The organism is Mycobacterium sp. ITM-2016-00317, assembly GCF_002968295.1.
In the GTDB taxonomy this organism is placed as follows: domain Bacteria; phylum Actinomycetota; class Actinomycetes; order Mycobacteriales; family Mycobacteriaceae; genus Mycobacterium.
In genome coordinates, this window is the sequence record NZ_CP134399.1 from 1,635,575 (window position 1) to 1,657,150 (window position 21,576).

Here is a 21,576-nt window from a genome sequence, read left to right on the forward strand (position 1 = left end):
TGCCCTCATCTCAAATTGAGACCCATGTGTCCTCCGTCACAGGGTTGCATCAGGGGCGCATCGTCTCCAGCTCCGGTGGCGAATGGCCCGTCTAACAGGAGGCTCGTGTTGAGCAGACAAAGCCTGACCAAGGCACACGCGAAGATCAGCGAACTTACGTGGGAACCGACGTTTGCAACTCCGGCCACGCGGTTCGGCACCGACTACACGTTCGAGAAGGCGCCCAAGAAGGACCCGCTGAAGCAGATCATGCGGTCCTACTTCTCGATGGAGGAGGAGAAGGACAACCGCGTTTACGGCGCCATGGACGGCGCGATCCGCGGCAACATGTTCCGCCAGGTGCAGCAGCGCTGGCTGGAATGGCAGAAGCTGTTCTTGTCGATCATCCCGTTCCCGGAGATCTCGGCTGCCCGGGCGATGCCGATGGCCATCGACGCAGTGCCCAACCCGGAGATTCACAACGGACTCGCGGTCCAGATGATCGACGAGGTCCGGCACTCGACGATTCAGATGAACCTCAAAAAGCTGTACATGAACAACTACATCGATCCCGCCGGTTTCGACATGACCGAGAAGGCCTTCGCGAACAACTACGCGGGAACCATCGGCAGGCAGTTCGGTGAGGGGTTCATCACCGGCGACGCCATCACCGCCGCCAACATCTACCTGACCGTGGTCGCCGAAACCGCATTCACGAACACCCTTTTCGTCGCCATGCCCGATGAGGCGGCCGCCAACGGCGACTACCTGCTGCCGACGGTGTTCCACTCGGTGCAGTCCGACGAGTCCCGGCACATCTCCAACGGCTACTCGATCCTGTTGATGGCATTGGCCGACGAGCGGAACCGCCCGCTGCTGGAACGCGATCTTCGCTACGCCTGGTGGAACAACCACTGCGTGGTCGACGCCGCGATCGGCACCTTCATCGAGTACGGCACCAAGGACCGTCGCAAGGATCGCGAGAGCTACGCCGAGATGTGGCGGCGCTGGATCTACGACGACTACTACCGCAGTTACCTGCTGCCCCTGGAGAAGTACGGCCTGACGATCCCGCACGACCTCGTCGAGGAGGCGTGGAAGCGCATCACCGAGAAGGGCTATGTGCACGAGGTGGCACGTTTCTTCGCCACCGGTTGGCCGGTGAACTACTGGCGCATCGACACCATGACCGACACGGACTTCGAGTGGTTCGAGCACAAGTACCCGGGCTGGTACTCCAAGTACGGGAAGTGGTGGGAGGCATACAACCGGCTCGCTTACCCGGGTCGCAACAAGCCGATCGCGTTCGAAGAGGTCGGGTACCAGTACCCGCACCGTTGCTGGACCTGCATGGTGCCTGCCCTCATTCGTGAGGACACGGTCGTCGAGAAGGTGGACGGGCAGTGGCGGACGTACTGCTCGGAGACCTGCTATTGGACCGACGCGGTGGCCTTCCGCAGCGAGTACGAGGGCAGGGAGACCCCGAACATGGGTCGGCTCACCGGCTTCCGTGAGTGGGAGACGCTGCACCACGGCAAGGATCTGGCTGACATCGTCACCCATCTCGGCTATGTCCGCGACGACGGCAAGACGCTGGTCGGCCAGCCGCACCTGAACCTGGATCCCTCGAAGATGTGGACGCTCGACGACGTGCGCGGCAACACGTTCAACAGCCCGAACGTGTTGCTGAATCAGATGTCCGACGCCGAGCGGGAGGCGCACGTCGCGGCGTACCGCGCCGGCGGCGTCAACGCCTGATCCACCGCTGTCGGTGGATGGCGCCTGCCTGTTGGGCGGCGTCATCCATCGACACCATCACACCTAGGAGTAATCGTGGCCGACTGCCACCGCATCAACTTCGAGCCCGTCAACCTCGAGATGGACGTCAACGAGGACGAGAGCATCCTCGATGCGGCATTCCGCCAGGGCATCCACTTGATGCACGGCTGCCGCGAGGGCCGCTGCTCGGCGTGCAAGTCCTATGTCCTCGACGGCGAGATCCAGATGGAGAACTACTCCACCTTCGCTTGCAACGACGCTGAGGTCGACGAGGGCTTTGTCCTGCTCTGCAGGGCGCATGCGTTCAGCGACTGCACCATCGAGCTGTTGAACTTCGACGAGGACGAACTGCTCGGCGGCGTCCCCATCCAGGAAGTGCAGACGAAAGTCGTTGCAGTGGAGCCGATGACGCACGACATAGTGTCGCTGCGATTGGCCCCGGTCGGCCCCGCGGGCTACGAGTTCAAGCCGGGGCAGTATGCGGACCTGCACATCCCTGGAACCGATCAGCATCGGTCCTTCTCGATGGCCAGTACCTCCACCAACACTGCCGAGGTGGAGTTCCTCATCAAGAAGTACCCGGGCGGCAAGTTCTCGGCTCTTCTCGACGGCCGGATAGCGGTCGGTGACACGCTGGCGCTCACGGGTCCGTATGGTTCGTTCACGCTGAAGGAGGGCCACGTACTGCCCGTCGTCTGCATCGGCGGCGGAGCGGGGATGGCGCCGATCCTGTCGCTGCTTCGACACATGAACGAGTCGCAAGGCACCCGGCCCGTTCGGTTCTACTACGGCGCACGCACGGCGGCTGACCTCTTCTACCTCGACGAGATCCGGCGACTCGGAGAGGGTTTGACGGACTTCCAGTTCATCGCCTGCTTGTCCGAATCGGCAGACGGACCGATGCCCTCCTCGATCATCGTCGAGGAGGGGATGGTCACCGACGTGGTGGCACGCAACGAAGCCGCCATCGGCAAGACCGAGGTCTACCTCTGCGGCCCACCGCCCATGGTCGACGCCGCGCTGAGCTTCCTGGAGGACAGCTCCGTGCCCAAGGACCAGATCTTCTACGACAGCTTCACCAGCCCGCTCTTCGACTGACCCAGCCCAACCGAGAGGAACCCATTCATGTCTGCCCCTGAACGATCGAAGGAACGTAGCTTCCCGAAGATCGAGTTCACCGACTCCGAAGCCGGCGCAAAGGTCTTCCCGGGCTCGAAGAGCCGCAGCTACTCCTACTTCAAGCCGGCCAAACTGCGCGCCACGATGTACGAGGACGTGACAGTCGACGTCCAGCCCGACCCCGATCGGCACCTCACCCAGGGCTGGATCTACGGGTTCGGCGACGGACCCGGCGGATACCCCAAGGAGTGGACCGCGGCCAAGTCCTCCAACTGGCACGCGTTCCTCGACCCGAACGAGGAGTGGAACCAAACGATCTTCCGGAACAACGCCGCCGTCGTCCGGCAGGTCGAACTGTGCCTCAAGAACGCCAAACGGGCCCGGGTCTACGACGGATGGAACTCATCCTGGTTGACGTTCATCGAGCGCCACGTCGGGGCCTGGATGCACGCCGAGAATGGTCTGGCGCTGCATGTCTTCACCTCCATCCAGCGCTCCGGCCCGACCAACATGATCAACACCGCGGTGGCCGTCAATGCCGCGCACAAGATGCGCTTCGCCCAGGATCTCGCGCTGTTCAACCTCGACCTGGCCGACGCCACCCACGGGTCGGGAACCTTCGATGGCAGCGCGCACCGCGCGGTATGGCAGGAAGCCCCAGAATGGCAGCCTGCGCGCGAAGTCGTCGAACAACTGACCGCGGTGGGGGATTGGTGTCAGCTGTTGTTCGCTACCAACATCGTCTTCGAGCAACTCGTCGGCTCGTTGTTCCGCAGCGAGTTGGTCATGCAGATCGCCGCGCGCAACGGTGACTACATCACACCGACCATCGTCGGCACGGGTGAGCACGACTACGACCGCGACCTGAACTACACGCGAAACCTGTTCCGCATTCTTGTCCGCGACCCCGAGTTCGGGGACGCGAACAAGGCGCTCTTCGCCGAGTGGCTGGACATCTGGGTGCCGCGATGCCTGGGCGCTGCTCGCGCACTGCAACCCATCTGGTCCACACCGGCCGACAAGGCCGTCACGTTCGCATCCAGCCTGGATGCCGCGAAGAACAAGTTTTCGGCCCTGCTCGAAGAAATCGAACTCGCGATCCCCGAGGAGCTCATTAAATGACCATGCAATTCGGCGCAGCGACCGAGTTCTCCAACATGTGCGGCGTCACCCTGATGAACACCCCGACCGGCCGCGTCGTCGCCGAGGTGATGGGCGCCAAGGAAGGCGTCGAGCTCACCGAGTACCCGTCGATGATCCGCGTGGACGGCGTGAAGTCGCTGAGCTTCGACTACGACGAGCTCACCGAGGCCCTCGGCCAGGATTTCGACGGCTCCATCTTCGAGGAGATCAGCTCCACGCATTACGGCCGCATGGTCCACCTGGACGACAAGACGATGCTGTTCGCCAGCCCCGAGGACGCTGCCGAGTACATCGGCTTCGACCTCACCGAGCACTAGTCGACCAATTCTCCGAACAGCGAAAACAGCGGAGAGGCAACGCATGTACCAGAAGGATGGGCAGAAGTGCTTCATCGTCGACGGCCATGTCGCTCTGTGCGGCGCCCGCCCTGAGAATCAGCGCAATGTCCACGGCAAGCAGTTCATCGACTGCCAACGCGGCGAAATGTATGAGATCGCCCTTGCCCACCGAGCTGCAGCTCGCGGATGCCGACACGCCAGCCGTCGGACCGCGCGGCGCGGAGGACCTGGTCGAAACCAAGGAGGCCGTGTCGATATGAGCGTTACCACGCGCGAGGCCGCGATCCTCGTTCGTCGAATTTCATCAATCAGCTGGCCCGAAAGGAACACACGAACATGGCCAAGGAACTGCGGTTCAACTCGGACGCCCGCACTCGACTGGAACAGGGCGTCAACGCGCTTGCGGACGCGGTCAAGGTAACCCTCGGTCCGAAGGGCCGCAACGCCATCTTGGAGAAGTTGACGGGGCCCCCGACGATCACCAACGACGGTGTGACGATTGCCAGGGAGATACAGCTTCGTGACCCCTTCGCCAACATGGGGGCCCAGTTGGTCAAGGAGGTGGCGATGAAGACCAACGGGGTCGTCGGTGACGGCACCACCACGGCGACGGTCCTGGCCCAGGCGATGGTTCGGGAGGGGCTGCGGTCCGTCGACGCCGGCGCCAATCCGATGCGGGTACGCCGAGGCATCGAACGGGCGGTACCCGTCGTTGTAGAAGCGCTGGCCGACAACAGTATTGAGGTTACCGCGAACGGTCTTCTTCGCATCGCGACCTTAGCGGCCAGTGACGACGAAGTGATCGGGGATGCCATTTCCCGCGCCGTCGAATACGTCGGCCTCAATGGTGTAGTCACGACCGACGAAAGCGACGCTCCGGGAATGGCTGTCGCCGTCGTCGACGGCATCGGATTCGACCACGGATACATTTCGGGCTACATGGTGACCGACCATGAACGCATGGAGGCTGTGCTCGACAACCCGCTTATCCTGCTGACGAACAAGAAGATCAGCCAGGTGCAGGAGATCATGCCGGCGATCGAGGTGGCCAAGCGTGCGGATCGCCCGCTGGTGGTCATCGCCGAGGACGTGGACGGGCCGGCGCTGCAGTTGCTCGTCGGTGGCAACATGCACAAGACCATGCAGTCGGTTGTCGTGCGCGCGCCCGGCTTCGGGCATCGCCGGGTCGCGGAACTCGAGGACCTTGCGGTCGCGCTCGGTGGCCATGTCATCGCCAAGGACACCGGCATCGAACTCTCCGAGATCACGCGGGAGCACCTCGGTTCGTGTGACCGGTTCACGGCCACTGAGAATGACACCACACTCGTCGGCCCGCACGGTGCGCAGAACCTCGTGAACGCTCGGGTCAGTCAGCTCGAGGCGCAGCGTGAACGGGCCAAGCTGGACGCCGACCGAGACATACTCGACACCCGCATCGCTCGTCTGACAGGCCGAGTCGCGGTCATCCGGGTTGGCGGCGCGACCAGCGTCGAGCTCAAGGAGCGGATGCTGCGGGTCGAGGACGCACTCGCTGCGACGCGTGCCGCGCTCGAAGCCGGAATCGTCGCCGGTGGCGGCAGTGCACTCGCACAAGCCCACCGCGCGCTGAGCATGCTGGAACTCATCGGCGACGAGGCGATCGGTCGCGACGTCGTGCGTCGTGCCTTGGCCGAACCGCTGCGGTGGATCGCCATCAACGCCGGATTCGAAGGCGACGATGTCGTGGACGTAGTGGTGGACCTGCCCCTCGGGCACGGCTTCAACGCCTTGACCGGACAGTACGGCGACATGTTCGACGAAGGGATCATCGATCCGTTCAAGGTCACCCGAGCTGCGTTGGAAAGCGCGGCATCTATTGCCGCCCTGCTGATCACGACGGAGACCGCCATCGTGGAAGAGATTGTCGGACAGCCTGGCGCCATCATGGCCCCAGGCTTCGGCGACCTCGCCGAGGGCATGGTCCGCCCATCCAACATCTACTGACCCATTTCAGCGGGAAGTTCAGGTCGACAACGCACGACAGAGCTGAGGCCTACGGTCAGCGTCGACCTTCTCCCCATACGGCGAGTGCGACGAGCCCGTAGGCGACCGCGGGAGACACCCCGGCCGGTCCGATGTCTCCATCAGCACCGTGTTGGCGTGGCGCTGCGGGTGGGTCGGAATCGCAGTTTGCCACGGGAGTCGGTCAGCACGCCCTAAAGTCGGAACACCGCCCGCGACCGAACGGGCGAATCGATCGACACCCGGGGGCGACCTTGAGTCAGTGGCTGGTCTCTCATGTGCCGTCGTGGCTGCTCCTGCTCTTGATCGTCACTTGCACGGCGGGCACGGCCGTCCTCATTCAGACCGTGGTGCGGCGCCGCTTCCCAAACCTCCGAGGCGATGAACACAACGACGTCACCAAGTTCGCCTTCGGCGTCGTGGGTTTCGTGTTCGCCTTCTTCATCGGCTTCGTCGTCTCCGCCATGTGGGGCCAGATAAGCCACGCAGATACCCTCGTGCGAACCGAAGGCACGGCCGGGGCGCAACTCGCCCGAGACTCCCACATCTTCGACCGGCCCGACCGAGACCGGATCCGTCAAAGCCTGCTCGAGTACGAGCAGGCGGCCATCACCGAATGGGACGACATCAACGAAGGCCGGTCGTACCCGCGGGCGGATCAGGCGTTGAACCGGCTCTACGCGGCCTACGAAGCCGTGCAGCCACGTACCGATGTGCAGAAAACCTTGCTTTCAACGTCATTCAGCAACCTCAACGACGTCAGTAAAGCGCGGGCCGAACGCGTCCTACAAGCCCGCACAGACACCGGACCACCCTGGTCGCTGTGGGCGGTCATCTTCGTCACCAGCGGATTGCTGCTCGGCTGCGCCATCATCTACGGCGTCGAAAAGCCCGCCAACCACTACGCCATGGTCGCCATCATCGGCACGCTCGTGGGGGCGCAGTTGTTCCTCGTCGTCGAACTCTCCCACCCCTACGTCGGCGCGGTATCGACTGTCTCAGAACCACTCCACCAGGTCATCCGAACGGTGCAGGACATCCCCGACAATCCCGACGATTGAGTATCGATACCTCGCTCAGAGCGTGAGCCCGGGCCTGACCGTCAGCGCGTCAACCCCAGCAGTGGGGGAACGAGGTACCGGCGCGCGAAGGACCGGGCCGCGTCATCGTCGCCGAGCGCGACGTTCTGCGCCGGCGTCAGCAAGAACGACACGATGATGCGGACGGTGACTTCGGCGACCTCGAGCAGCTCCAGCTGGGTGCGGCTGTCGTCGGGCAGGGCGACGGCCAGCTGATGGGCCAGGAACGCCGACGCCGTGCGGACCACGCTGTCGCCCTCGACGGTCAGGAACGGCAAGACCGTTTCGGGTTCGGTGGCGAGCAACCGCTGCAACAGGGCGTGGCTACGCAACGTGGTCAGCGTGAACACGAACCCCTCGGCCAGCTTGTCCTCTGCTTCGGCGTAGCCGCCTGCCTCGGCGGCGAGGTCGGACAGAAACCGCTCGAGTTCCCGTAGCAGCACCGCCTCGACGATGGCGTCCTTGTTCGCGAACGTCCGGTACAGCGTGACGCGCGCCAGCCCGGAGCGGCGGGTGATGTCCTCGACCGTCGAGCGGCGGATCCCCAGCAATTCGAACTGGCGCAACGCCGCGTCGAGGATCCGTTCGGCGTTGCCTTCTGCCGTCGGCGACCCGAACCGCTGCACCGCCTTGGCCAGCAGGCCGCTGTACTTCATGGGCCGCTGTACTTCACAGGCCGCTGTACTTCATCGGTGTCTCCTTGATCGGGCAACTCGGCACAACTCCGGGCGCGGCAGTGCTACGTCGGCAGTCTAGAGCCTGATCACAGCCTATTGATACAAACGAACGCAGAATGTATCTTCGTATTCACGACGCGCGGTGGACCGGACGCCGGTGTGCCCGACACCGAGAAGGCAGGAGGCCCTCATGGCCGGCACCATCGATCGGGCTTCGACCGGGACATCGCCCAGTCGGGACGAATTCTCCGAGCGGCTGCTGCGGGGGTCGGCCAAGAAGTCCTACGCGCCCGTCGTCGACATCGACTGGGAAACGCCGGTCGACGCCGACAAGTTCTTCCTGCCGCCGCGTGTGGTGACGCTGTACGGCACCCCGATGTGGGCGCGGCTGACCCGCGAGCAGCAGATCGAGCTGTCCCGCCAGGAATTCATCAACCTGTTGTCGGCCGGCGTGTGGTTCGAGAACATCCTCAACCAGGCGCTGCTGCGCGGCCTCATGCACGCCGACTGTACGTCTGCCTCGACCCATTACTCGCTGACCGAACTGGGTGACGAAACCCGCCACATGGTGATGTTCGGGCGCACTATCGAAGCCATCGGCGGTAAGCCGTTCCAGCCGAAGCGGTTTCAACGCATGATCATCAACACGTTGCCGTTGGGGTTTCAGAAGTCGGTGCTGTGGATCGCCGCGCTCGTCGGTGAGGAGATCTTCGACGCGCTGCAGCGCCAGATCCTCGACGACCCCGACGTGCAGCCGATCGTGCGCCGTGTCATGCGGATTCACGTCACCGAGGAGGCGCGCCACATTCAGTTCGCCCGCGACGGCGCCCGCCGCGACGTGCCCACGATGAAGCCGCTCAACCGGTATCTGCTGGCCACCATCCACGGTGCCGGCGGTCCGTTCTACCGCTACCTGTTCACCAACCCCGCCGTGTATCGACGTGCCGGACTCGACGCGCGCGAGGCCCGCCGGCAGGCGCGCAGCAACCCGCACTTCCACGAGACGATGCGCACCGGATTCGCGCCGCTGGCGGCGTTCCTCGACGAGGTCGGCCTGATGAGCCGGATCGGCAGGCGGATGTGGAAGCGAACCGGCTTCCTGTGACCGTCGACGACAACGGCGTGTTCGACGGCGATGCCGAACTCGAGGTCGCCGGGGTGCGCTGCCCGGTCCGGGTCCGCCTGGCCGGTCACCTGAACCCGATTGACGGGCGGTTCCACTGGCAGGGCCTCGCCTACGGGGTGCCCGACGAAATCCAGGCCGGCAAGTCGGCGCAGCTGTTCATCGGGAACCGCAGTGCGGCAATACGGCTCGTGGAGAAGATCCCGTCCGGCCAGCTGATGCTCAGCGGTGTGGGGGAGCCGCCGTACGAGCTGTCGGCACCCTGAAGGTCATCCGGTCACGGCCAGCGTGACCAGCCCGTACGCCACGGCGAAGCGATGGCCGAGCTGCCCGCGCACGTTGCCCCGTCCGACGGTGACCTGTCGGCCGAGTTGTTCGCTGACCGCTCGGACGAGTTCGTCGTCACCTGCTCCGCCGCCGACGAGCAGCACCTCGGTCGCGTCGGCGGCCACCTGCTCGATGCCCCTCATCACGTTGCCGCCGATGACCTGTCGCTTGGCGGCCAGTCGCCAACTGCGCCACTCCGATCCGGACAGCTGCGAGGTGAACGGCAGCAGCCCGCTGGGGGCGGAGGTCAGCAGCCACCCCGTGCAACGGCCCGGGATCGCCTTGTCGAGGAACCGCCGCCGGCCGTGTTCGTCCTCGACGAGCTGCACGGTCACGGCCGTGAGCGCTTCGGCGCGTTTCGCGTACTCGGCGGCGCTTCTGGAGATGCCCAGCGCGGCGGCGGTCGCGGTGGTGAGGAGCTGGCCTGCGCCCGGCAGGACGAGGCGCGACCCGTCGGCGACCACGTCGACGGTTCCTCCGCCGACATCGACCACCACCACGTCGGCGGTGACCCCGGGCGTGGTCAGCGCGCCGGCACGGGCAGCTGCTGCCTCTGAGTCGAGCCTCGTCACCGGAACGCCCAGCGCGCGGGACAGCACGTCGGCGTCGGCCGCGGGTTCCTCGGTTCCCCCCATCGTCGCCATCACCAGACTGTCCACCGAAACCGAGCCGCGTCTGGAATTCGCCTGCGCCGCAATGTCAGCCAGGTGTACGACACACGCCTGTCCGTCCGACAGTGCGGTGGGTGGCGATTCCGCCGGGACGTCGCGCACCGGCAGGGGACTGTCGAGGTAGATGACCGCGCATGCGCTGTCGAAGAGCTGGTCGGCGACGACGCGGGCATCGACGCGTTCGTCGGGGTCGAGACCGAACACGTCGGTGAGGAAGAAGGGGTCGGTGAGCCGTTGCAGCGGCGCCGACGCCTGGCGCACCTCGACGGCGACCAGCGGCGCCGACAGCAGCGGGGCCACGTCGATGTCGTCGACCACCGGCAGCGGAGCGGTCAACCGGTTGGACACGAGCACCGCCTCGTCGTTGGCGGTCAGCACCGCGACGACGTTGCGACCCTGCGCCAGTGCGGCATTCACCAGATGCGCGACCTCGCCGTAGCCCCACTGCCGGGTCGCGCATGCCACGACGGGGCGGTCGGCGGGAGCCGCGTCGAGACCGTCGACCGACACCGGGACGCCCACCCCGGCGCCGTCGCCCGCGGTAGTCGCCGCCGACCGGGTCGCGACGACGAGCCGCCCGGTGCGCGGGGTCTCCAGTTGGACGCGTTCGACCGCGGAGTGCACCGGCGGGGTCGGCGCGAACGCGGCCCGGTCGATCGTCAGACCGTGGCCGTCGGCCAACCGTCGTGCGAGCTGCGCGGCACCCTCGACGGCCCGCAGCGAGCCCTTGCCGCCGCGGGTCGGGGTGCGGGCGCTGGCCAGCACGTCGAGTCCGGTGTCCCCGCCGCAGAGGACGATCTCCGTGGTCGCGTTGCCGATGTCGACGCCGGCCCAGACCGTCACCTCAGCAGGCCGCGCCGCTGATAGGCCGTCGCGGCCTCCCGGACGAGTTCGGCGCAGGTGTGTGCGTCCTGGGCGGCGAGCCGCTGCGCCAGTTCCTCCAGTTCGGCGAAGGTGGAACGTCCCGGACGGAGTGCCTCGTACGCAGCCAGCATGTCGTCGGCGCTCAGGGCCGTCATTTCGGCGGCTCTGCGGAGATTCATCGCCAACTGGGCCGAGCCGGTGCGCTCGGCGGTGTCGGCCTGCGCGAGCAGGGTCTCCCGGCTGATCCGGATGTCGTCGAGCGCGAGCTCGCCGCGACGGGCGGCCTCGACGGTCACCTCGGTGAGGTTGCGGCCCGAGTGTGAAGCGACGGTCATCTCGTGAACTCCAATTCGGTGGGCGCGGCGGCCTTGCCGCGCTGTGATTCGGCACGTTCGACCGCGACCATCGACACGACCTTGGTGTGGTAACGGGCGGTGATGGCCTCGTCGCTGTAGGCGTTGCGCATCGGCGCGGGCGTCGCGCCCTTGGCGTGCCGCCCGGCGTTGATACCGATCAGCCGGTACATCTCCGGGGTGATCAGCGGTGCCACACTGAGCAGTTCGAGGTTGGCCAGCGGCGGCAGATCGCGGCGGTGGATGAGCGTGGTCCCCTTGGCCTGCAGCCCGACCCCGATCCCGGACCCCGACAGCTGGCCCGCGGACTTGCCGATGACCCCGAGGTCGATACTGTCGCCCATCCGCACCAGGCGTGCGATGCACTGTTCCTCTTCCAGCCCGGCCAGGATCTGCTCCAGCACGTCGTAGATGGTCATGCCCGACAGAGTGCGGAACAGCTTGGTGCCGAACGCCGGCGAGACACCGATGACCACCTCCCGCGGATCCTCCCCGACACTGGCCGGGCCGACGGCGGCCAGGCGCTCGGGCTGGGCGAAGGTGGCCTGCTCCTTCACCAGGTCGGTGACCGACCGCGCCTGCCGCACCGCGTCGATCTGGGCCTGGCGTTCGACCGACGGGCGGTAGCCCGTGCCGGGGCCCTGGTAGTCGTTCGGATCCTGCAGCGCCGACAGCACATTCATGTTCTCGTCGAAGATCGCGGCGGTCTGCAGGTAGTCGCCGGTCACCCGGGCTCTGGCCATGCCGAGCACCCGGTCGGCGATGTCGGTGAAGCCGGTTTCGGCGAGCGCGGCCACGACGTCGACCACGGTGAGCCCCGACTGATCGATCATCCGGGCGGCGCTGAGCACCTTGACGCCGTCGGTCTGCGGGAGATCCTTGGAACCCTCCGCCCCGACGACGGCCTCGATGTGCTCGTCGTCGAAATCGGCGAGCCCGAGGTATTCGAACACCGCGCGGGTGGCTTCGGCGGCCTGCCTGCGCATGGACTCCAGCGTGGTCGGGTCGACCGGCCGCAGGCCGCCGTCCACCCCCCAGTCGCGCTGGAGCACCAGGTAGTCGTCGAGGTCGGCGGCGTTGAAGTTGGACGGCCCGAACATGTTGTCGTAGGCCACGACCGAACCGAAACCGGAGAAGATGAAATCCGAGCCGGACAGCAACGTCGGCAGCGTTCGGCTGGTCCGCCGCATCGTGGACTCCGACATCAGCGAATCGTTGCCGCTGCAGGATTCCAGCCCGCGCAGCATCACCATGAGGTTCTCCGCGATCAGTTCCCGGACCCCGCCGGGCACCGACGCGGTGATGGCCGCACCGTCGACGCCGCCGTTCTGGACCCCCTGGGCGCCAATGCCTTTGGCCAGGGAGACACAGCGGGACTCGAGGTAGTTCATCGACTTGCGTTCGGCCTGGCCCATGAGCACCTCGGATCCGGCGCCGCTGGACAGCCGCATCTTGATGCCACGCGAGGCGTAGGCCGAGGTCAGAAACGCCTTGGACCACGGGGTGTCGTCACCGTCGGTGAAGACCTGTTCGGTGCCGTACACCGAGACCGTCTCGGCGTAGGAGACCAACCCCCGCACACCGAGCTCCAGTTCGCGGGCCTCCTCGACCGAGCACTGCGTCAGCGCGCCGGGGGCCGGCACCTGGGAACCGATCAGCAGACCGATGGCGACGGCCGGTGCGTCGTCGAGCACCGGGACGGTGGCCTCCAGTTCCCGGAAGCCGTAGGCGACCGCGGTGGCCGCGTCCGCGGCGATCAGCAGCGGGTCGTCGAGGCGGTTGGTGACGTGCGCCTGGTTGGCGGGAGTGCGGCGGGCGCGCATCTTCATCATCGCCATCTGGATCTCGACCGGCTGGAGCCCTGCGACGACCCGGGCCATCTTGGCCAGCGTCAGGCCGGCGCAGACCCGGAGCACCTCGGCGCGGGGCACCGACGGGTCGACGATCATCCGGGCCAGTTCGACCTCGTCCATCGCCATCGACCGGGGCGCCTCGGTGTGGTCGACGGCGTACCGCACGATGAACTCGTCGATCGTGTCGAAATCCCCGACGGGGGTCGAGTCCATCTCCAGGACGGTGCCGTCCTCGGCCACCACCCACGACGGCTCCGGATCGTAGGGGGAGAGGTGCGAGATCATCCCCAGCTCGGGGTCCGCCTCGGCGAACCCGTCGAGGTTGACCCGCTGCCGGTCGAGCAGACGGATTCGTCCGAGCCGGTAGTCCTGCTCGCCGTCGGTGCTGTTCAGATGCATGGCTCTCGCCGTACCTCCCTGTTGCGTGACTGTCACAGCATCGACGCAACGCCACCGCCGGACAACGCTGCCCGCGCAGCTTCCAACAACCTGTGTGACGAGCCGCCGCTGCGACGGCCCCGCCTCCCACAACGTGTTGGAAGAAGCCCGGCCCGCGCTGACAGGGCGCGGGGTCGTCTCGCACAATTCAGCCCGCAACTCGACGGAGCCGGCGATCTTCGGCTCCGCAGGCGAAGGAGGATGAGCCCATGTCCGACGTGGTCAACGCGGACGACACTCGCGACCGCGAGTCGTCACCGGATGGCCGTCGTGGCCACCTGCGCGGAAATCTCGGCGTCCCTGCCATCGTCCTGATGGTGGTGGCTGCGGCGGCGCCGTTGTCGACCATCGGCGGCAACGTGCCGATCGCGATGGTGCTCGGTGACACCACCGGCATCCCGGTCGCGTTCCTGGTCGCGGGTGCGATCTTCCTGCTGTTCGCGGCGAGCTTCGTCGCGATGTCGAAGTACGTCAAAGATGCCGGCGCGTTCTACGCCTACATCCGCACGTCGCTCGGTAAGGCGGCCGGAACCGGCGCGGCCGTGCTCGCCCTACCGGCGTACATGGCGACGCTGCTGGGGGTCTCGGCCTACGACGGTGTGATCCTCGCCGGGCTCATCGAGCGCTTCAACGGCCCGGCCATCCCGTGGTGGCTGCTGACCGCCGGAGTGCTCGCGGTGGTCGCCTGGCTGGGGTATCGCGACATCGACCTCAGCGCCAAGGTGCTGGGCATCTTCCTGGTGTCCGAGGTCGCGATCCTGTTGGTGCTCGACCTGGTCATCGTGCTCCGGGGCGGCGAGCAGGGCATCACGGGCGATTCGTTCACCCCGCAGGGCCTCGCAGGCGGTGTGGGGATCGCGCTGCTGTACGCGCTGTGGGGCTTCGTCGGCGTCGAGGCGACCGCGGTGTTCCGCGACGAGGCCAGGGACCCCGACCGCACGGTGCCCCGGGCCACCTACTGGGCGGTGGGCATCGTCGCGGTGTTCTACGCGTTCTCCAGCTGGGCCCTGATCGAGGGCAACGGCGGCTCCGGCGCAATCCAGGCCGCCGTCGACGACCCCGACAACTTCATGGTCAACACCGCCCAGAAGTACCTCGGGATGGTCGGGCGCGACCTGACCACCATCCTGTGGTTCGTCAGCGTGTTCGCGTGCGCACTGGCCTTCCACAACATCAGCTCGCGCTACGCGTTCGTGCTCGGTCAGAGTGGCGTCTTCTCGCGCAAGATCGGCGAGGTGCACCCCAAGCACGGCTCGCCGGCCAACGCCTCGCTCGTCATCACCGTGGCATCGTTCGTGGTCATGGGCATCCTGGCGGCGCTCCAACTCGACCCGGTGCTGCAGATCTTCGGGCCTCTGGGCGGCCTCGGCATCCTGGCGCTGGCCATTCTGTGGCTGCTGACGACGATCTCGGTGGTCATCTTCTTCGTGCGGCGCGGCAACTCCACGGGCAAGGTGGTGTTGGGCTCGTTCGCGACGCTCGCGCTCGCGGGTGCGCTGGTTCTGGTCGTGTCGAACCTCACCCTCGTGGTCGGGGGCTCGCCCACCCTCGCGGTGGTGTTCGGTGCGATGCCGCTCGTGTTCTTCGGGGTCGGCATGCTGCTGAGCCGCCGGTCAGACGACCTGGGGTCGATCTCGGCGAAGTGATCCCGGGACGGCCGGTGACCACCTGCGGCTCGGGGCAACGCCCCAGCCGGTGGTCACCGGCCGCACCGGTGCCCCGGGTGCGCTGATACCGTCTGCCCCGCCGACGGGTCCGCCGGGGCAAGTCGATCAGGAGAAGGGACGTCATGTCGCGGGTGTCGCCGCTGAGCGTGGCGGCGGCGTTGACCGTTCCGCCACTGGATCAGGGTTCGGTCGTCGCCGGTCACCGGGGCCTGACCCGCGAGGTCCGGTGGGTGGACATCATGCACGCGCCGGCCGAGTCCTTCGTGCGGGCCGGCGACCTGGTGCTGACGACCGGCGCGGACGTCCGACAGAGCGGTGTGCTCGAATTCCTCACCTTCCTGGTCTCCTCGCCGGCGGCCGGGGTGGTGGTGAGCCCGCCGCCCCAGGTGGCCGTCGACGAACTATTCAGCGCACTCGTCCCGCTCGCCGATCGCCACGACTTCCCGCTGGTCCATCTGCCGTGGGAGGTCGCCTTCTCCGAGGTCCAGCGCACGCTGCTGCCGCTGCTCACCTCGTCACGGCACGATGCTCACGTCCAGATGGTCATCGGACGCCGCGAACGGGCAAGCGCCGATTGGAACGACGTCGCCGACGCGTTCGCGAACGCGCTTCAGGAACTCGCCCGCTCGGCGGGTATGACCGTGCGGTCATCAGTCACCGACGACCTCGTGATGAGCCACTTCACGTCGGCCCCGCCGGCGACGACGGTGTCCGAACTACTCGACGCCGCACGCAGATCCAGTGCCTTCCCGGACGGGCTCGCCAGTTGGGTGCTGCTCCCGCCGGAGCAGGGGAGCGCGTTCACGCTCCCGTCGTCGGTGCCGGCGGCGGTGCCCGACGGTCCCGGACATTTCGCCGAGGTGCTCCGTCGCCACCCGCGCAGCATGGCGACCGTCCTGCAGACCTTGCAGCCGCTGATCGACTACGACAAAACCCGTCGTGGCCAGCTTGTCCGCACGCTGGAGGTCCTGCTCGACGAGGCCACGAACACCAGTGCGGCAGCCAGAACGCTCTTCCTCAACCGCCACAGCCTGCTGTACCGGATAAAGCTCATCGAGGAGCTCACCGGCCTGTCGCTCAAGAACCCCGCGGACCGATTCCATCTGGAGGTCAGCGTTCGCGTGCTCCAGCTCAATGAGGTCGGCACCGACAGCCTTCAGGGGAGCTCCCGACCCGGCGCTTCCGTGGATCACGGGGCTGTCGGCTGAAGGGGGGCGCCCCGGTAGCCGTGTGCTGAACTCGCGTCCACTCAGAACGCCATCGCCGCCGATTCCATGCGATGGTCGGCTCCGCCATGCAGGAGCCCGGACGGCGCGCGGGTGACGCCCTGCCCGCTGCCGAAGAAAGTGTCAGAGACCACGGTGTGGTGTCCTCGTGCGGCCAGGTGCTGGGCCAGCTCGGGTGCCTGCCTCGCCAGGGCGGGTTCCAGTAGTGCGGTCCGGCCGTCCGGGTCGCTGAGGAAGCGTGGGCTGTCCACCGCCTGCTGGATGTTCATTCCGAAATCCAGTACGTTGACCAGCATTTGGCGCACCGTCTCTACCCTCGTCTTGCCGCCCGGTGATCCCACGATGACCCTGATGGCGCCGTCGGGATCGAACACCATTGCCACACAGGGATTCTGCTCGAGTCTGCGACCCCCGCACACCGAATTGGGCAGTGTCGGGTCGACGTGGGCGAAGTACAGCGAGCTGTTGGTGACGATTCCGGTTCCGTCGACGACCGCACCGCTGCCGAATGGTGCGCCGATCGTCTGCATCAGGTGCACAGCGTCGCCGTTGCCGTCGACGACCACCAACGTGATGGTGTGCGAGGGACCGGCAGTGTCCACGAGGGTCGTGGCGGCCTGCGGCCCGATATGTGCGAGTAGTTCTCCGATGCGTCCGCTACCGGTGAGCCAGTCGAAAGACTCTGGCGGCAGCGGTGATTCACCGAGGTGCCGCGTGCGGTCCCGGCGCACGAGTTTCGCCGATTCCAGACTGAAGTGCACATAGTCAGGGTCGGTCGGACCGGCGAAGGGCGGCAGGCGGTCCATTAGGTGTAGGCCCTGGATGAAGGCGACGTCGCCCAGCGGCGCCGGCGCGCACACCACCCGGTGCCCCCGGAAGTGGCCGATCAGCGGTGCTGCCCAGCGGGGCCGATAGTCGGCGAGATCCGCCATGGTCAGGGTGCCGCCGTGCTCCTGATAGAACGACGTCATCGTCCGTGCGAGTTCACCTGTGTAAGCCGCGTCCGGTCCTGCGGTCGCCAGCGTGCGCAGGGTCGCGGCCAGGTCGGGTTGGCGCAGGATCGCGCCGACAGGAAACGCGTATCCGTCCCGCAGGTAGGTCTGGGCACTGGCCGGCCACAACCGCATCTTGTCTGCGGCCTCGTTCATGTTGTCGTGCAGGACTGCTGACACCGCAAAACCCGCTTCGGCATAGGCGATCGCGGGCTGGAGCGCCTCCGCGAAAGACCACGTGCCGCGACTGGCCAGCAGTTCCGCCCATCCTGCGGGTGCACCCGGCACCAGGCTGCCCAACAGGCCGGCGCTGGCGGCTTCCAGCGCCGGCCCGTCGACCAAACCTTCGGTGTCAGGTGTGAAGAGTTCTGCCCGGGTGGCATACGGCACCCGGCCGTGAAACTCCAGGACCTCGGTCACGCCACTGCTCGCGTGGTGCACGGTGGCCCAGCCACCACCGCCCACGCCGCTGGAGAACGGCTGGACCACAGCGGCCACCATCGCGGCGACCACGGCGGCATCCACCGCGTTACCGCCGTGTGCCAGCACGTCGAGCGCCGCCTCGCTGGAGAGCTGATGCGGGGTGGACACACATCCGCGCGTCCCCCGCGTGTTCACTGCAGCGGCGTTCACCGGGTGAGCAGGTAGTCGCGCCAGCCGCTGCCCGCCTCGATCTCGGTGATCCCTGGGTCGGAGGTGGCGATCCCCCGCCGTAGCACCATACTCAGGGCGCCTGCGCCATCATCGAGTTCGATGATCGACAGCTCCAACTCCGGAGGCTCGTAGGGCAACACCTCCTCGCGCAGCACCGCATAGCTGACGCTGTACAGTTCGCCGGGCACGGACCATCCTCCTTCGGTCGGGACCAGCGCTGGAAATTCGTTGTGGCAGGCGAAGAATCGATACCGCGCTGCGGTACGCGCGGCACCCAGCGGGGTACCGCTGCGCTGTAGCGGGCCGTTGAGCGAGCCACCCGCCATCGCCTGTCCATTGACGAAGAACTGCACCTGGGCGGTCACTTCCGTTCCCCCCGCGTCCCTGTGAGATGGTCGTTCATCACATGTTCCCGGTGTCCGCGGCGGGCGTGGGCTCGCATTTCCGCGACGGCGATCTCCTCGTCACCGCTGGAGAGCGCATCAAGCAGCTCCCGATGCTGGATGACCGGTTCGTACCCTTCCTGTTGGACGTAATCGTCGCTGGGATACATGTAGGTCCCGACCGCGAGGCCGCGGGCTGCACCGGTGAAGGCCGCCTTGTTGATCGCCGAATGCAGATCCAGGTGCGCCATCGCATAGGCAGGGGAGTGAATACCGTGCTTACGATACGCATCCTCCAGCGGCTGCAGATGGGCGTACAACTCCTGCCATTCCACGTCAGCGACCTTCTCTGTGAGCAGGGTGGCCACCAACTGGTCAACCGCCAGCCGTAGCAGGTGCAGCTCCTCGCGTTCACGTGCGCTGATGCTGACCACCTCGAGGTGCCCGCGACGGAGCCGGACGATCAGCCCTTCGCTGGCAAGGCGCTGCAGCGCTTCCCGCACCGGGGTCCGGCTGACTCCCAGGTCACTGGCGATCTGCTCCTCGACCACGCGGCGCCCGCTGGACATCTCACCGGAGACGATGGCCTGGCGCAGGTAGGTGTAGGTGCGCTCCCGGGCCGACGGTGCGGCGGCGCCGGCAGTGCCGGGATCCTCGGGTGGGTTCATCGTGCGTCCATCCAGCGCCGCATGCCGGCGGCCCGGCAGTGATGGGTGATGCGCTGCATGTAGGTCCCGGACATCACGACGCAGCCTGCGTCGAGAGCCTGTTCGACCAGTGAAGACCGGCGATTGTTCAGATCGAAGTACGCTGCGCCCGGTCGCAGCGCTGCCGGGAGGTCGAACGCGAACGGGGTGTCCTCCGAGGCGGCGGTTTCGCCCCAGGTGGTGGTGTTGATGATGACGTCGGCGGCGAGCTCGGCGATACCGGCGGCCTCGGCGACCCGGGCGCCGAACATCTGCCCGATGGGTTCGGCCTTGGCCAAGTCGCGAGCGCTGATCACAGCGTCGACGCCCGGCCATTCCCGTTGCACCGCCAGCAGCGCCGATCGGGTGGATCCGCCCGATCCCAGGACCAGCACCTGATTCGGCGGTGTGCCGCCGATCAGGCGTCGCAGCACGGCTCGGACCGCCCAGACATTCGAGTTTGCCCCGAATGCTCTCCCAGCCCTGGCGAACACGGTGTCGACCACGCCGGTGGCCTGCGCCGACGGGGACAGGTCCCCGACTAGGGATGCCGTCTCGATCTTGAAGGGGCTCAGCACGATTCCGATATCCCAGTTCGTGTCGGCGATCAGGGACCCGGCATCGGGAAACGGCTCGGCGGTGCTGACCTCGAGACCGACGTCCGCCAGGGCGCGGCGCAGCAACGGTGAGGAGAGCGGCTTGGCGGCGGTGGTGCCGATGGCCGCCAGCCGCACCGTCCCCTGACCAGACGGGGAAAGTGCTGGAACGGACCTCATCTCCTGGGCGCAGAATTCGTCGACGATCGACGTGGTGGCAGCAGGTGTCTCGGTAATGCTCACAGCGGTCCCCCCAGGGTTGTCGGTTTTCTGTCGCGTGGTGCCAGGTGTCTACCCCGGGGCGGGCCCACGATCTCGCCGTGTTCAGCGATCAACTCGCCGCGCAGGTACGTCGCCTCCACCGAGCCGGTCGTCTCCCAGCCTTCGTACGGGGTGACGGGATGTTTCGAGTGCAGGTGAGCACCGGTGACCACACCCGGCGCGGCGGGGTCGACGATGACGAAGTCGGCGTCGGCCCCCACATCGAGATGCCCCTTTCGGTCATCGATTCCCCAGATTCTGGCCGGGTTCGCCGCGCACAGTCGAACGACGTCGTTGATGGTCAACCGTCCCTGCGCGACCTGCGTCAGCATGAGCGGCAGGCTGGTCTCCACGCCTATCCAACCTCCGTGCGCGCACCACACGTTGGGCTCGGCCTGCTCCTCGCCCGAGTGTGGCGCGTGGTCGGTGGCGACGATGTCGACGTCCCCGCTACTGATGCCGGCCCACAGCGCGGCGCAGTGCTCGGCGGGACGCACCGGGGGATTGAGCTTGACCAGATTGGCGAATTCGTCGTACGCCGAGTCGTCGAGCAGCAGATGCCCGACAAGGGCTTCGACGGTCAGTCGATGCCCCAGTGCGCGCAACATCTTCACTCGTTCCAGCCCGTCCCGGGTAGACAGGTGATGGATGTGCAGTGTGGTCCCGACCGCGCCTGCCAAGGTCGCGATCCGCGTGACGGCTTCCACCTCCACCAGTGGCGGTCGACTTTCCAGATGCGCCCGCACATCGGTACGGCCTTGAGCGCGTAGCTCTTTGGCGAGTTGTTGGAGCAGTGGGTTGTTCTCCGCGTGGACGCCCACCACCAGTCCGGATTCCTCGGCCGCGCGCAAACCGCGGTAGATGGCGCCGTCGTCGGGGCAAGGGTTGTCGCCGGTGGTTTGGCCCATGAACAGCTTGAGTCCGATCGCACCTGCCCCGGCGAGTTTCGGGATCTCGTCGGCGTTGTCGTGACCGAGCATGCCGTACAGGCCGAAATCGACGTGAGACTTGCCGGCGACCGTGTCCAGCTTGTGCTCGAAGATGTCCAGGGTCGCCACTGGCGGCACGGTGTTCGGCATGTCGAAGACCGTGGTCACCCCACCGACGGCGGCTGCCCGACTCCCGGTGCCGAAGTCCTCCTTGTACGCCATGCCCGGCTCGCGGAAGTGCACGTGGGCGTCAACGACGCCGGGCAGGATGTACCGGCCGGTGGCATCGATCTCCTTGTCCGCGTGCGCAAGTGAAGTACCGATCGCGCACACTGTTCCGTCGGCGACGGCAAGGTCCGCGCGGATCAGGCGTTCGGGGGTGACGATGGTGCCACCACGGACGACGAGTTCGTAGTTGACGGTGGGGGCGGTGCCCAT

19 protein-coding genes and 1 pseudogene are annotated in these 21,576 nt (G+C 66.7%); 11 read left to right on the forward strand and 9 right to left on the reverse strand.

What is annotated here, in order from left to right:
- Positions 1-108: 108 nt before the first annotated feature.
- The 7 genes and pseudogenes from C6A87_RS07800 to C6A87_RS07830 all read left to right on the forward strand — a co-directional run bounded on the left by C6A87_RS07800 (position 109) and on the right by C6A87_RS07830 (position 7,420).
- Complete coding sequence (locus C6A87_RS07800) at positions 109-1,737, forward strand: methane monooxygenase (protein WP_311116711.1); 1,629 nt, start codon at positions 109-111, stop codon at positions 1,735-1,737.
- Between the two features lie 75 nt (positions 1,738-1,812).
- Positions 1,813-2,856 carry an FAD-binding oxidoreductase gene (locus tag C6A87_RS07805; RefSeq protein ID WP_311116712.1) on the forward strand — a complete coding sequence of 348 codons (1,044 nt, stop codon included), beginning with the start codon at positions 1,813-1,815 and terminating at the stop codon, positions 2,854-2,856.
- Between the two features lie 27 nt (positions 2,857-2,883).
- On the forward strand, positions 2,884-3,999 hold the full coding sequence (locus C6A87_RS07810) for an aromatic/alkene monooxygenase hydroxylase subunit beta (RefSeq protein ID WP_311116713.1): 1,116 nt from the start codon (positions 2,884-2,886) through the stop codon (positions 3,997-3,999).
- Positions 3,996-4,337 carry a propane 2-monooxygenase effector subunit MimD gene (gene mimD / locus C6A87_RS07815; RefSeq protein ID WP_311116714.1) on the forward strand — a complete coding sequence of 114 codons (342 nt, stop codon included), beginning with the start codon at positions 3,996-3,998 and terminating at the stop codon, positions 4,335-4,337. The genes C6A87_RS07810 and mimD overlap by 4 nt, the downstream gene beginning before the upstream one ends.
- Positions 4,338-4,380: 43 nt before the next feature.
- Positions 4,381-4,491, forward strand: a pseudogene (locus C6A87_RS07820) (amidohydrolase); the annotation flags it as partial.
- A 203-nt stretch (positions 4,492-4,694) separates the two neighbouring features.
- Positions 4,695-6,341, forward strand: a complete 1,647-nt coding sequence (groL, locus tag C6A87_RS07825) for a chaperonin GroEL (protein ID WP_311116715.1) — start codon at positions 4,695-4,697, stop codon at positions 6,339-6,341.
- 272 nt (positions 6,342-6,613) lie between these two features.
- Positions 6,614-7,420 carry a hypothetical protein gene (locus C6A87_RS07830; protein WP_311116716.1) on the forward strand — a complete coding sequence of 269 codons (807 nt, stop codon included), beginning with the start codon at positions 6,614-6,616 and terminating at the stop codon, positions 7,418-7,420.
- Positions 7,421-7,461: 41 nt separating this feature from the next.
- Here the strand turns inward: C6A87_RS07830 and C6A87_RS07835 are convergent, their stop codons facing one another.
- Positions 7,462-8,094, reverse strand: a complete 633-nt coding sequence (locus C6A87_RS07835; RefSeq protein ID WP_311116717.1) for a TetR family transcriptional regulator — start codon at positions 8,092-8,094, stop codon at positions 7,462-7,464.
- A 211-nt stretch (positions 8,095-8,305) separates the two neighbouring features.
- Here C6A87_RS07835 and C6A87_RS07840 point away from each other — a divergent pair, with 211 nt between their 5' ends.
- The gene (locus tag C6A87_RS07840; protein WP_311116718.1) at positions 8,306-9,220 is read left to right on the forward strand and encodes a diiron oxygenase; all 915 of its coding nucleotides are present in this window, start codon (positions 8,306-8,308) and stop codon (positions 9,218-9,220) included.
- Positions 9,217-9,504: a DUF4873 domain-containing protein gene (locus tag C6A87_RS07845; RefSeq protein WP_003929164.1), complete on the forward strand. Its 288-nt coding sequence runs from the start codon at positions 9,217-9,219 to the stop codon at positions 9,502-9,504. The genes C6A87_RS07840 and C6A87_RS07845 overlap by 4 nt, the downstream gene beginning before the upstream one ends.
- Positions 9,505-9,507: 3 nt before the next feature.
- Here the strand turns inward: C6A87_RS07845 and C6A87_RS07850 are convergent, their stop codons facing one another.
- Genes C6A87_RS07850 through C6A87_RS07860 form a run of 3 tightly spaced genes read right to left on the reverse strand, consistent with a single transcriptional unit; the run spans position 9,508 to position 13,705 of the window.
- On the reverse strand, positions 9,508-11,079 hold the full coding sequence (locus C6A87_RS07850) for a diol dehydratase reactivase ATPase-like domain-containing protein (RefSeq protein ID WP_311116719.1): 1,572 nt from the start codon (positions 11,077-11,079) through the stop codon (positions 9,508-9,510).
- Entirely contained in the window at positions 11,076-11,435 is a 360-nt protein-coding gene (locus C6A87_RS07855; RefSeq protein WP_311116720.1) for a diol dehydratase small subunit, read from the reverse strand. The genes C6A87_RS07850 and C6A87_RS07855 overlap by 4 nt, the downstream gene beginning before the upstream one ends.
- Entirely contained in the window at positions 11,432-13,705 is a 2,274-nt protein-coding gene (locus C6A87_RS07860) for a propanediol/glycerol family dehydratase large subunit (protein WP_311116721.1), read from the reverse strand. Before C6A87_RS07860 ends, C6A87_RS07855 begins: the two co-directional genes overlap by 4 nt.
- A gap of 248 nt (positions 13,706-13,953) precedes the next feature.
- Between C6A87_RS07860 and C6A87_RS07865 the strand changes: the two genes are divergently transcribed.
- A complete protein-coding gene (locus C6A87_RS07865) occupies positions 13,954-15,390 on the forward strand; it encodes an APC family permease (RefSeq protein WP_311116722.1) in 1,437 nt (478 codons plus the stop codon).
- A 143-nt stretch (positions 15,391-15,533) separates the two neighbouring features.
- Positions 15,534-16,619: a PucR family transcriptional regulator ligand-binding domain-containing protein gene (locus tag C6A87_RS07870; protein WP_311116723.1), complete on the forward strand. Its 1,086-nt coding sequence runs from the start codon at positions 15,534-15,536 to the stop codon at positions 16,617-16,619.
- 41 nt (positions 16,620-16,660) lie between these two features.
- On the opposite strand, the gene C6A87_RS07875 is transcribed toward C6A87_RS07870, so the two are convergent.
- From C6A87_RS07875 to allB, 5 genes are read right to left on the reverse strand one after another with little or no spacing between them, the layout of a single operon-like run.
- Positions 16,661-18,220, reverse strand: a complete 1,560-nt coding sequence (locus C6A87_RS07875; RefSeq protein ID WP_311116724.1) for a gamma-glutamyltransferase — start codon at positions 18,218-18,220, stop codon at positions 16,661-16,663.
- 38 nt (positions 18,221-18,258) lie between these two features.
- Positions 18,259-18,648, reverse strand: coding sequence for a gamma-glutamylcyclotransferase (locus tag C6A87_RS07880; protein WP_311116725.1), 390 nt, complete (start codon positions 18,646-18,648; stop codon positions 18,259-18,261).
- Entirely contained in the window at positions 18,645-19,334 is a 690-nt protein-coding gene (locus C6A87_RS07885) for a GntR family transcriptional regulator (protein ID WP_003929105.1), read from the reverse strand. Before C6A87_RS07885 ends, C6A87_RS07880 begins: the two co-directional genes overlap by 4 nt.
- The gene (locus C6A87_RS07890) at positions 19,331-20,191 is read right to left on the reverse strand and encodes a hypothetical protein (protein WP_311116726.1); all 861 of its coding nucleotides are present in this window, start codon (positions 20,189-20,191) and stop codon (positions 19,331-19,333) included. The genes C6A87_RS07885 and C6A87_RS07890 overlap by 4 nt, the downstream gene beginning before the upstream one ends.
- On the reverse strand, positions 20,188-21,576 hold the full coding sequence (allB, locus tag C6A87_RS07895; RefSeq protein ID WP_311116727.1) for an allantoinase AllB: 1,389 nt from the start codon (positions 21,574-21,576) through the stop codon (positions 20,188-20,190). The genes C6A87_RS07890 and allB overlap by 4 nt, the downstream gene beginning before the upstream one ends.

Excerpts from the sequence above, each read along its gene's own strand:
- C6A87_RS07810 (WP_311116713.1), top strand. The coding sequence starts at position 2,884 with ATGTCTGCCCCTGAACGATCGAAGGAACGTAGCTTCCCGAAGATCGAG.
- mimD (WP_311116714.1), top strand. The coding sequence starts at position 3,996 with ATGACCATGCAATTCGGCGCAGCGACCGAGTTCTCCAACATGTGCGGC.
- groL (WP_311116715.1), top strand. The coding sequence starts at position 4,695 with ATGGCCAAGGAACTGCGGTTCAACTCGGACGCCCGCACTCGACTGGAA.
- C6A87_RS07835 (WP_311116717.1), bottom strand. The coding sequence starts at position 8,094 with ATGAAGTACAGCGGCCTGCTGGCCAAGGCGGTGCAGCGGTTCGGGTCG.
- C6A87_RS07840 (WP_311116718.1), top strand. The coding sequence starts at position 8,306 with ATGGCCGGCACCATCGATCGGGCTTCGACCGGGACATCGCCCAGTCGG.
- C6A87_RS07855 (WP_311116720.1), bottom strand. The coding sequence starts at position 11,435 with ATGACCGTCGCTTCACACTCGGGCCGCAACCTCACCGAGGTGACCGTC.
- C6A87_RS07860 (WP_311116721.1), bottom strand. The coding sequence starts at position 13,705 with ATGCATCTGAACAGCACCGACGGCGAGCAGGACTACCGGCTCGGACGA.
- C6A87_RS07865 (WP_311116722.1), top strand. The coding sequence starts at position 13,954 with ATGTCCGACGTGGTCAACGCGGACGACACTCGCGACCGCGAGTCGTCA.
- C6A87_RS07870 (WP_311116723.1), top strand. The coding sequence starts at position 15,534 with ATGTCGCGGGTGTCGCCGCTGAGCGTGGCGGCGGCGTTGACCGTTCCG.
- C6A87_RS07885 (WP_003929105.1), bottom strand. The coding sequence starts at position 19,334 with ATGAACCCACCCGAGGATCCCGGCACTGCCGGCGCCGCCGCACCGTCG.
- allB (WP_311116727.1), bottom strand. The coding sequence starts at position 21,576 with ATGGGCACCGCCCCCACCGTCAACTACGAACTCGTCGTCCGTGGTGGC.